At 47.4% G+C, this 9,885-nt stretch carries 8 protein-coding genes, 1 pseudogene, 1 CRISPR repeat array and 1 riboswitch; all 9 genes and pseudogenes read right to left on the reverse strand.

Annotated features, from left to right (window positions below; genetic code table 11):
* Positions 1–784 (reverse strand): precorrin-3B C(17)-methyltransferase (gene cobJ / locus L693_RS0105095; protein WP_025716341.1); only part of this gene is annotated, 784 nt, incomplete at its 3' end.
* Positions 785–1,037: 253 nt separating this feature from the next.
* Positions 1,038–1,223: riboswitch (cobalamin riboswitch) on the reverse strand.
* 57 nt (positions 1,224–1,280) lie between these two features.
* A complete protein-coding gene (locus L693_RS0105100) occupies positions 1,281–1,835 on the reverse strand; it encodes a TIGR00730 family Rossman fold protein (RefSeq protein WP_025716342.1) in 555 nt (184 codons plus the stop codon).
* 156 nt (positions 1,836–1,991) lie between these two features.
* Positions 1,992–2,843, reverse strand: coding sequence for a uroporphyrinogen-III synthase (locus tag L693_RS0105105; protein ID WP_025716343.1), 852 nt, complete (start codon positions 2,841–2,843; stop codon positions 1,992–1,994).
* A gap of 107 nt (positions 2,844–2,950) precedes the next feature.
* Entirely contained in the window at positions 2,951–4,033 is a 1,083-nt protein-coding gene (locus tag L693_RS0105110; protein WP_025716344.1) for a GerAB/ArcD/ProY family transporter, read from the reverse strand.
* Between the two features lie 38 nt (positions 4,034–4,071).
* Complete coding sequence (locus L693_RS0105115; RefSeq protein ID WP_025716345.1) at positions 4,072–4,296, reverse strand: hypothetical protein; 225 nt, start codon at positions 4,294–4,296, stop codon at positions 4,072–4,074.
* Complete coding sequence (locus L693_RS0105120; protein ID WP_025716346.1) at positions 4,289–5,509, reverse strand: Ger(x)C family spore germination protein; 1,221 nt, start codon at positions 5,507–5,509, stop codon at positions 4,289–4,291. Before L693_RS0105120 ends, L693_RS0105115 begins: the two co-directional genes overlap by 8 nt.
* Positions 5,509–7,128 carry a spore germination protein gene (locus L693_RS0105125; RefSeq protein ID WP_025716347.1) on the reverse strand — a complete coding sequence of 540 codons (1,620 nt, stop codon included), beginning with the start codon at positions 7,126–7,128 and terminating at the stop codon, positions 5,509–5,511. The genes L693_RS0105120 and L693_RS0105125 overlap by 1 nt, the downstream gene beginning before the upstream one ends.
* Positions 7,129–7,522: 394 nt before the next feature.
* Positions 7,523–8,913 (reverse strand): annotated as a pseudogene (locus tag L693_RS0105130) (helix-turn-helix domain-containing protein).
* 288 nt (positions 8,914–9,201) lie between these two features.
* The gene (locus tag L693_RS30440) at positions 9,202–9,360 is read right to left on the reverse strand and encodes a hypothetical protein (protein WP_197029831.1); all 159 of its coding nucleotides are present in this window, start codon (positions 9,358–9,360) and stop codon (positions 9,202–9,204) included.
* A 14-nt stretch (positions 9,361–9,374) separates the two neighbouring features.
* Positions 9,375–9,818: direct repeats of the CRISPR family, unit length 32 nt; unit sequence ATTTCAATCCACGCACTCATATAGAGTGCGAC.
* Positions 9,819–9,885: the final 67 nt, after the last annotated feature.

Consider the following 9,885-nt stretch of genomic DNA (forward strand, 5'->3'; position numbering starts at 1 on the left):
TGAGCGCCTGCTCGGTCGCATCCAGCGTATACTTGCGCTGATATCCACGCGGCGTTACAATCAGGCCGTCATATACCATCGTCGAGGAATTGCCGATGATTACGGTCGTCAGCATCCCGATGTCATGGTTCAGCATATCCTCCAGTGTCGTCACGATCACCTGCTGACGTTCACGGTAAGCACTCTTCACCAGTCCAACTGGAGTCTGCGGATCACGATAGCGCAGCAGAATGGACTGAGTTTCTACAATTTGGCGTGTACGCCGACCACTGCGCGGATTGTATAATGCGATTACAAAATCCGCCGAAGCTGCGGCTTCCACGCGCTTCACAATCGTTTCCCACGGGGTCAGATGATCACTCAAACTGATCGTGCAGGCATCATGCATAACTGGCGCCCCCAGCAACGAAGCGCAGGATTGAATGGCCGAGATTCCCGGCACAACTTCTACCTCAACCCCGTCCTCACGGCGCCAGCCCTTCTGCATCAGCACTTCATACACCAGCCCGGCCATACCATATACGCCTGCGTCTCCACTGGAAATAACGGCTACCTTTTTGCCCATCTCTGCCTGTCGAACGGCCTCCTGAGCGCGGCTTACTTCCTCTGTCATCCCTGTGCGTACAATCTCTTGTCCATTCAACAACGGACGGATCAGATCCACATAAGTGTTATAGCCGATAATAACCTCACTCTCGGACAGCGCATCCAATGCCCGTTTTGTGATATGTTCCATATCTCCCGGTCCAAATCCAATTACCAGCAATTTTCCTAATGGACTCATCATGCTCCTCCTCCTGTAACTCAAAAAGACCCCATCCTACCCGGATGGGGTCCCTATGTACGCATCTTCTCACCAGACAAACAGGCGTAAGCAGACATCTCTCGTCTCCTCTATCCTGGCGTTGTTTTCCATTTGTCAGCTTACGCTTCAAACGCTTCTGAACGTTCATATTCACGTAAAGCCGAACCAACATGAAAAAAGCAACGTATCCTGATTCTTGATTTCGTACACCCATCCTCTCCGCGAAGGCTAACGGTGCATACAGATCAAGGTAGGTCTCCTGGCTTGGCATCCATGGATTTTTCCGTCTTCCCCGTTTTACTCGAGTGACAACCTGAAAAAATCCTCTTCCTTACAGTGGCGGGACCGCTCGGGATTTGCACCCGATTCCCTGTTACCCTTTGCTCCATCGCAAAGGCACCTTGTCTGTCCGCTATTTGATTATGGGTCTTATCATAACCTTGCCTTAATCAGTTGTGCAAGCACGAAAAACGCTTTATTTCAAGTTCTCTGCCTTATTTTTTAGCATGCGCAGCAATTCATCCGGGTCCGCAGAGATGCTCAGCAGCGATGGGTGTTCACTCCCGGTAAAACCCTCCTGCACACTATGACGCACCATTTCCACCAATGGATCAAAATATCCGCTCACATTCAGCAATCCAATGGGCTTGCGATGAATGCCGATTTGCGCCCAGCAAAGCACCTCGAACAGCTCCTCAAAGGTACCCAGGCCGCCCGGCAGGGCAATAAACGCATCGGCCATTTCGCTCATCGCCGCTTTGCGTTCATGCATATTTGCAACCTCAATAAATTCGGTAACGCCCCGATGAACAATTTCCGCGTCAAATAGCAGCGTCGGCATGATGCCGGTGACCTGACCACCACCCGCCAGCATTCCGTTTGCCACCTCACCCATCAGCCCCCTGCTGGAGCCTCCATAGATCAGGCGGACATGATGCCGGGCCATAGCCTCTCCCAGCTTGCCTGCAGCCTCAAGGTATACCGATGAATGTCCAGGTCTGGACCCGGCAAATACACAAATAGAATTCATAAACGCTCAGCTCCTGTCCTAGTAGCATGCATCGAAAACTTATTCATTATATTAGATAAATATTTTCGCTATAACAAAAAATGCTGACAATGCATTTCAACAAAAAAAGATAAAGGCCTCGTAGACCCTTATCTTTATTGTACTCTTGATTACATGTCAGTGCCCATTCACAACTTCCAGACCGAAGCCATGCGCTGAACCGCGATGCTCAAAATATTTCCCCAGCTCCACCATCATCGCGCCCATACGCTCTTCTACCGGGAACACGATCCGTTCAATTCCTTCCTCCAAAATAGACTGCGCAGTCACCTTGCCTACTGACACCGCAATTACATCCTGGCGAAAAGCCTCCAGCAAATCCTCCATACGGTTCTGTTCTCTGGCATATTGGCACAAAAAGCGAATTTGCGGACCACTCGTAAACGTGACTGCATCAACGCTGCGACTCACTATATCCGCCAGCAATGCTTGTAAATTCGCTTCCTCGGGTGGAATATGCTTATAAGGAAGCACCTGCCGGGTAACTGCTCCCTGCTCATCCAGCCACTTTACCAGCCGTGGGGCCGGATCACCGTGCAGCTGCAACAGCACTTCCTTACCCTTTAGATCATACGGGGCAAAAGCTCGCGTCAACCCGTCCAAACTTCCATCCTCATCCCGTACATCTGGCGTGAAGTCGCGCTTTTTTAGCTCATTGACCGTCTTGTAGCCCCGTGCCGCAATATTGGAGCCTTGCAGCAGCTCGATAATCTGCTCTGCCACACCCATATCCTCAGCCATATCGAACAGCGCGTTTAGCCCCATACCTGTCGTAAAAATGTTCCAGTCCGGTGGATGCTTCACCCACGCTACAACCGCGTTGCGCAGCTCAATATCATCCAGAAAAACCGTGCCCTGGGCCGGACGCTGCACTGGCTCGCCTCCCATTTTCGCAACCAGCAATGCCATTTCGTCTGCTTTGCGGGGACCGGCAAGGGCAACTCTCTTGCCTGCCATGCGTTGTGCCATCCTGTTCCCTCCCTTGTAGATGTCGAAGTCGTACTTCTTTCTACCAAGTATACAATTAGAGGGCTGAAAGACAAATAAGAATTACTTTTCCCGTGAATATAGTAAGCTTATAAGTTAGCTTCTCCGCTGTCTGCTTTTGGTTTGGGTCGGAGCAGCAGCCATAGCACGAAAGGCATGAAAACGAAGAAAATAACCATCACCATGGTCCACTCCCGGCTGAAATCATAAATTTGGACGATATTAGAGAACAGCATAAAGGAGCAGACGTAACCCAACAAGCCTACGGGCCAAACCATCAGGCCTCCCCGTGTATGGGCAAACATGCGCTTTACCGCCAAACTGGCAACGTACAGATCAACCCCGATTTTCGTAAGCAGGGTTGGTACGGTCAGTGCACCCACAAACAAGTCGAACCGATCCAGAAAGTCGGTTAACTGCAACTGGCGCGCCAGTTCATACGTTGGATAAAACAGCCGCGACATGATTGGAACACCAATAACCAGCTCCTCCAGCAGCACGACTATAATCATAAAAACGGTTCCGATTAAATGTCCAAGCCACGCACTGCGGGCATTGTAGCTCCGTCCAGAAATAATAAAGGGCAATATCATGAGGTCTGCCATATAACCAAGCATCCGCCAGCTCCCTTTGACTACTCCGCCTATATCCGGGTGTAAATACGGCCTCATTGCTGAAAAATCTATATTGCCTCCGAAAAAAAGCGGCATAGTCAATAATGTCATAATCAACGCAGGTACGGTAAATTCCGCCATACTCACAATAGTGCTTATACCGCCCTTAGCCATGAATGTTAAGGTCAGCAGCAAAATAAGGGATATCACAACAATCGGAGTCAGCGGCAAAAGGGTCACCTCCACCAGATCCGTCATAATCCGCAAATCCCTGGCGAAAAGGATCAGAAATAAAATAAGATACATCGCAAGCAGCATGCGCCCCAGCACAGGGTGAGAGCTAACGATGGCCTCTAGCAGATCCTGATCCGGAAAACGCCGCTTAAGCCTCAGCATGGCCCAGATCGGCAAGCATATTACGATGGCGGCCATTGCGCAGGTCCAATAGGCATGCTGCTGCGCGTAATCTGCTGCCTGCGTGGGAGCATGCATACCGCTAATACCGGCCTCCATCAACATACTAAGCAGCACGATTTGTCTGGTTGTGAACTGTTTCATACAGGAGATCCTCCTTTTTCCACAGGCATTCTGATTCGTTACAACGCAGGAGGGAGCCACATATTAATGAAATGGCTCAGCCATGTGGCCACATAAACGGAACTTTTCGTCGAGGTTCCGTAAAGCCAGATGCCGATGCTAATGACATACAATACACGTGAGATCCAGCGATTGACGGCAGGTGCGGAATTCAGACTTTTGCGGTCAATCAGATACATGAGCAGCATAACCAGCACTAAGGGGAACAGAAATACTTTATTCATTTTGGATTTGCTCCTTTTTGATCCCGAATGGTTTGGTGATCGCACCGATATTCTCAATATGCACGATCGGGTTTATGACGACCTCCACCTTGGGGTACAGTTGCTCCCATTGAGATTTAATCCGTTTCCATTCATTCGGACGACTCATAATGATCGCCCTTCCCAATCCAAGTACATCTGAATGATACTTTTGTTGAATAAGCCGGACAACCTCACCCAGTTCCTTCTTGATCTCCTGGGCAGCCTGCTGCTCCAGCCACTTCACATTTTCTCCATTAGATATATCGAAAGTTGTCTCATCCTCCCTTACATTCCCGTTGCAGTTCAATTGAACGGTCATTCGAATATCATTCCCTCGAATATAAGGCTTGATTTGCACATTATTTTCGATAAGGCGCACAGACAGATAACCAGAGCCTTTAGGAGGGGGGATGAATATCTCCGTGTCCTTGGCCTGCCCCATGCCCAATAGCAGAAACCGGCTCAGATGGTTATCAATCATTCCGGTTAGTTTGTCTTTGTGAAACACAGCCAACCCATCCACCTGGATATTCGTCTTCTTGTCTTTTATAGTGGCAGGTCCATTTTTTACCAGAGACATCACTGGCACAGCGGGGTCCATGCCGTCCATTAGGATTGAATTCATCAGCAGCTTGATGGAGCGGGGGTTTTTCATATATGAAAAGTTGAGCTCGCGCACCATCTCTGCCGGAAATAACTCGATCGGGGCATCCGCCTGAAGCATATCCAAGGCTGGTCCCTTCGTTATGACAACCAGAGAAGATAGACGGTTCTGCGGAATACGCGCCAATACGTCCATCATTTTGCTGATCCCTTCCCGTGCCAGTGCCTCGCCAAACAACAGCACCCGGCGATGGGAGAAATTCAGCGTTCGTGAAACTTCCCGCTGTTCCTCAGCGCTTGCTCCCCGAAAGCTCGGGCCTACCTTGGACACCAGGTAATAGGATTTGGTCCCTCTTGTACCTCCTCCACCTCCTGTGCTTCCCGAAGATCCGAGCTGTCCGGGAAGAGCAATTTGCATCGTCACACGGTATTGATCCCCTTCCTTATCCAGCCCGGTACCCATTACAAAGGCCACATCGTTCACTTCACGCCGATCCCAGCATCCACCCAAAAGAACAGAACAAAGCAGCAGACAGCTCAGCAAAGCCGCTTTACGTATCTTCCCTGCATTAGAGCCTTTGGGCTTCATCACCATCCCTCCTCGGTTCCGGGTGATCCATTCATCTTTTCTTTTTCTCGTTTATTATTATCACTGCCAATCCATGAAGGACGTTTGATCATTTTCCACCAAGGTGCACGCACAACAATATCCTTTTGGTCGTTCTGGTTATATGGACTGTATCCACTCATGTAAGGCACGCCAAACGACGTTAGCTTGGTTAAATGTGTAGCAATCAGCGTGGTCGCGATGATGATTCCAAACAGCCCGAACATACCTGCCATCAGCATAATCGGGAACCGTAACAGACGGATCGTAATAGCAAAGTTAAAACGCGGAATTGTAAACGAAGCAATCCCCGTGAGAGACACAACAATCACGATGGGAGCCGATACGATTCCTGCTTGTACAGCTGCCTGCCCGATCACGAGCGCGCCAAGGATACTGACCGCCTGACCTACCGTTTTGGGGAGGCGAATCCCTGCTTCCCGTAACGCCTCAAAGGAAATCTCCATCATCAACGCTTCCACCAGGGCAGGGAAAGGGATGGATTCACGTGCCGCCGCAATACTCAAGACGAGTGTCGTCGGCAGCATATCATGATGGTAGGTCGTGATCGCTACATATAATGCAGGCAAAAAGAGAGCCAGGATGAGAAAAAGGAAGCGAATCCAGCGAATCATATTACTGATGAAAAAACGCTCGTAATAGTCTTCGCTCGCCTGCATCATCATCCACATCGTGGCTGGACCAATTAGGGCAAAGGGCGTCCCGTCTACAAGAATGGCAAAGCGACCCTCCAGTAATTCCGCGGTGACAGTATCGGGGCGTTCTGTGTATTCCATTTGCGGAAACGGGGAAAACGGGTGGTCCTCAATCAGCTCCTCAATATATCCCGTATCCAGCACACCATCAATTTTGATATCGCTGAGCCTTTTTTTTACACCATCCACCAGCTTCGGATCGATGATCCCCTCGATGTAGGCAAGGACGATGCTCGTTTGGGTCTCTTTCCCGATGGTCATGCTGTGCATCTTGAGCCTGGAGGTTTTCAGCTTGAAACGCAGCAAAGCCGTATTAACGCGGATGGTCTCGGTAAAGCCCTCACGCGGTCCGCGAATAACCGCTTCGGTCTGCGGCTCCTCCACGCCACGGCGGACGCCTCCCTTGGCACTGAAGATATACGCACGAGATTTACCGTCTACGAACAAGGCAGCATTGCCGTCCAGTATCGCCGCCGAGACCATTTTCCATTGGTCCATCGTTTTCGTCTGGGACATGGAGATCCGTGTCTCATCCAGCGGGTCCAAGGTACCGTTGACTTCGGGGTCCTTGAGCATCATGCCCAAAATGAAAGGCCGCAGAATATGATCCTGTAAATCCTCCGATTTCACCGTGCCTTCGACATAAGCCAACAATCCTTTACGTTCAGGGGAAATCATTAGCTCCCGGTAGACAATATCAGAGCAATCCTTGAAAATATCACGCAATGCAGTCAAGTTGTCTTCCAGACCGCTCCGCAACGGCTGCTCCAGCCATGGTGGTTCAGGCAGTCCTTTCAGAGCATTGGTATTTTGGGTCTTACGATCTGCAGCCGGAATCGCTCGCCGGCTCCACGGTAATCTCGGCAACTTGGGTCCTTTCCTCATCGTTATTCCCCCTCTACGAATAAGCCGAACAGGTATATGACATGTAGGATGTACCAGCCTGCAAAGGATTATGTATCCAACAAACTCAAAAAGAAGACTCCAGTTCCACTTCAAGGTGGTTTTGGAGTCTTCTTTTAATTTGAGCTTTAAAGTTACCTATTGCGCCACTGCGCAGTCGGATGGTGCTTCCCATCGCCACCGCCCCGCTTGTACAGCACCATTCCGCCTACTTCGCTTTTGTGTTTCATTTTTTAGCTCAGCTTATATGACAAAAAGATTGCTCTTGGATCTCTCCAGAAGCAATCTGCTGATTCTCAATTTCCTTAAACTATCCAAGATGAGCATAACCCATCAACCATATCATAAATTGTTTAAGTAGACATAGTTACGACAATCAATAATAAAATAATTTATATTTTTTTCCTTTACTAACTAAAGTTTCGTAATTTGAATGAGCTTGAACGTCTGCAAATTCTTTAAATTGCTCAAATAATCTTATACACCTAATAAAAAAAGCTTCTTTATTAATAGCTAATGATTTAGATAAAACGTCTAACAAATATTTAAATCCAATTGAGTATCTACCTCTATTTAAGTAATATTTAGCTAATTCATATTTAAAACGTGCAGATCGCTCTGACAACACCTGTTGATTACACATGTCAGCATATGGTCGCTGTTGAGCAAAAGAATCAATCTCCGTTTCAAACCGCTGGAGTATATCATTCACATCTATCTGGTATTGGTTAGCCGCAATCATAACGTTCATCAACTTAGCAACCATTTCTTTATCGACTTTTGATGCAGCGATATATTCAACATAATCGTTCATCACACTTATATCTCCTGACCAAAGCCTATATACGTAAGTATTACCCTCTGCCCAGTTCTTGAACAAGTTAACCCAGTGTCGAGTGTCTTCATCCGTCTCTTTGACCCAATCTAAATCAGCGTAGGCGTATGTATATTGAAGAGCTTGTTGATAATCGCCTTGGGCTTCACAGACACTTGCACAGAGTAAATCGGCATAGGTGATGTACACAAACAAGGGACGACTCAGTTTCTTAGCAGCCTCACCACGCTCTCGACTTTTCTGCTGATGTCTCAAGGTGTATTGAGCTTTCGCTTTTTCTTTCATTTTTCTCGCTGTTTCATCCAGCCTGTCCCATTTACGCATAGAACGATACACATTCGCTAAATCCTTCAGTGCATCAAGCTGGTCTATTTCATCTAGGCGCTCAACAAAACTTCAAATACCGAAGCTACCCTTAGATTTCGGCTTTGATCTTCTCCAATTTGAATTGTGAATAGACGGTACTGGCAGGTTGCCAAGCGTTCCGAATGCTGGTATTTTTCCACATCGGCCACATTCTCATAGAGTGGCAGTGCGGCAGCATGTCGTCCCTGTGCAAATAATGTTTCTGCAATTTCAAATAGTCGGGGCGAATACAGCAGATTGTCCATGATATGCCCAACTATTCGACGGATCGTATCCAGCCTGTCCAGCTCCGCACAACGATATAACAATGGCTCAATTCGTCTCATGTTAGGAGGAAGGTCAATGATGTAGTTTTCTATGTATAAATCGTAAAAGTAGCCTTCCGGTAAACCCATAGCCTTAGTGATTCGATCAAGCTGCTGCACGGAAACAGAACGACGCTGAGTAACCCAATTACTGAGCGTTCTTTGGTGAACACCTGAATATTCCGCAAATTGAGCCAACGTCATGTTATTTTGTTTTAGATAAGCTTCAAACTCCGTAGTAATCATAGGTGTATGCTTCAAGTCATAACCACCCTTCACATAAAAATTCCATAATTTTAAAAAACATACCTTATTCTTCTCCAAAATTAACCATATGTCAATATATTATTCAACTAATCCCCATGACAAATTTTTGGCATAGTTTACATGAAGGCTTGAAGGATAGTCTATAGGAGTAATATAAACAAAAAAACACCCCACCGGCTTTGCCAGCAGGGTGTCACCGATGAAGAACTCTTACTATGCCACAAATAATGAAACGTAAAACAATCTCCACTAACCTTAAATATCGACGGAGATTGTTGTTTTCTATATTTTTTTCTCAGTATTGTTGTTCTTGTTCTTTTTCTCAGCAATAAGTAAACCTAGCAGCGTATTTCCCCTGTACAATAAACCGATTAAAAGCACCCCACCAGCAATTGAAAGAAGGATAACTAAAATATTAAGTACAACTAGAAATAAATCCAAAATAACACCTCCTGTAGCAAATCCACGCACTCATATAGAGTGCGACTTGGGGCGCAAGGCAGCTGAGGCCGTAAGGGATTATAAATTTCAATCCACGCACTCATATAGAGTGCGACATGCTGCAAGATAAATGGGGAAATATCGTGGACGAGATTTCAATCCACGCACTCATATAGAGTGCGACTTAAACGCAGCCCTCTCATCACGCCCGGTCAGGCATTTCAATCCACACACTCATATAGAGTGCGACTGGTTATGCCGCTGCGACTGTGGCAAAGAGATACCAGTATCTCAATCCACGCACTCATATAGAGTGCGACTGAGTATTATTTTGTGATTCGCTTTATTGGCACTTTAGATTTCAATCCACGCACTCATATAGAGTGCGACTGGCTGCGCCGCTTTTATAGTCTTCTGCTGTGTTATATTTCAATCCACGCACTCATATAGAGTGCGACCCAATGGCTACCATCGCAAAGATAAAAACCTTACGAATTTCAATCCACGCACTCATATAGAGTGCGA

Source organism: Paenibacillus sp. 1-18, from assembly GCF_000520755.1.
In the GTDB taxonomy this organism is placed as follows: domain Bacteria; phylum Bacillota; class Bacilli; order Paenibacillales; family Paenibacillaceae; genus Paenibacillus; species Paenibacillus brasilensis.

Excerpts from the sequence above, each read along its gene's own strand:
- L693_RS0105125 (WP_025716347.1), bottom strand. The coding sequence starts at position 7,128 with ATGAGGAAAGGACCCAAGTTGCCGAGATTACCGTGGAGCCGGCGAGCG.
- L693_RS0105120 (WP_025716346.1), bottom strand. The coding sequence starts at position 5,509 with ATGAAGCCCAAAGGCTCTAATGCAGGGAAGATACGTAAAGCGGCTTTG.
- L693_RS0105105 (WP_025716343.1), bottom strand. The coding sequence starts at position 2,843 with ATGGCACAACGCATGGCAGGCAAGAGAGTTGCCCTTGCCGGTCCCCGC.
- L693_RS0105110 (WP_025716344.1), bottom strand. The coding sequence starts at position 4,033 with ATGAAACAGTTCACAACCAGACAAATCGTGCTGCTTAGTATGTTGATG.
- L693_RS0105100 (WP_025716342.1), bottom strand. The coding sequence starts at position 1,835 with ATGAATTCTATTTGTGTATTTGCCGGGTCCAGACCTGGACATTCATCG.
- L693_RS0105115 (WP_025716345.1), bottom strand. The coding sequence starts at position 4,296 with ATGAATAAAGTATTTCTGTTCCCCTTAGTGCTGGTTATGCTGCTCATG.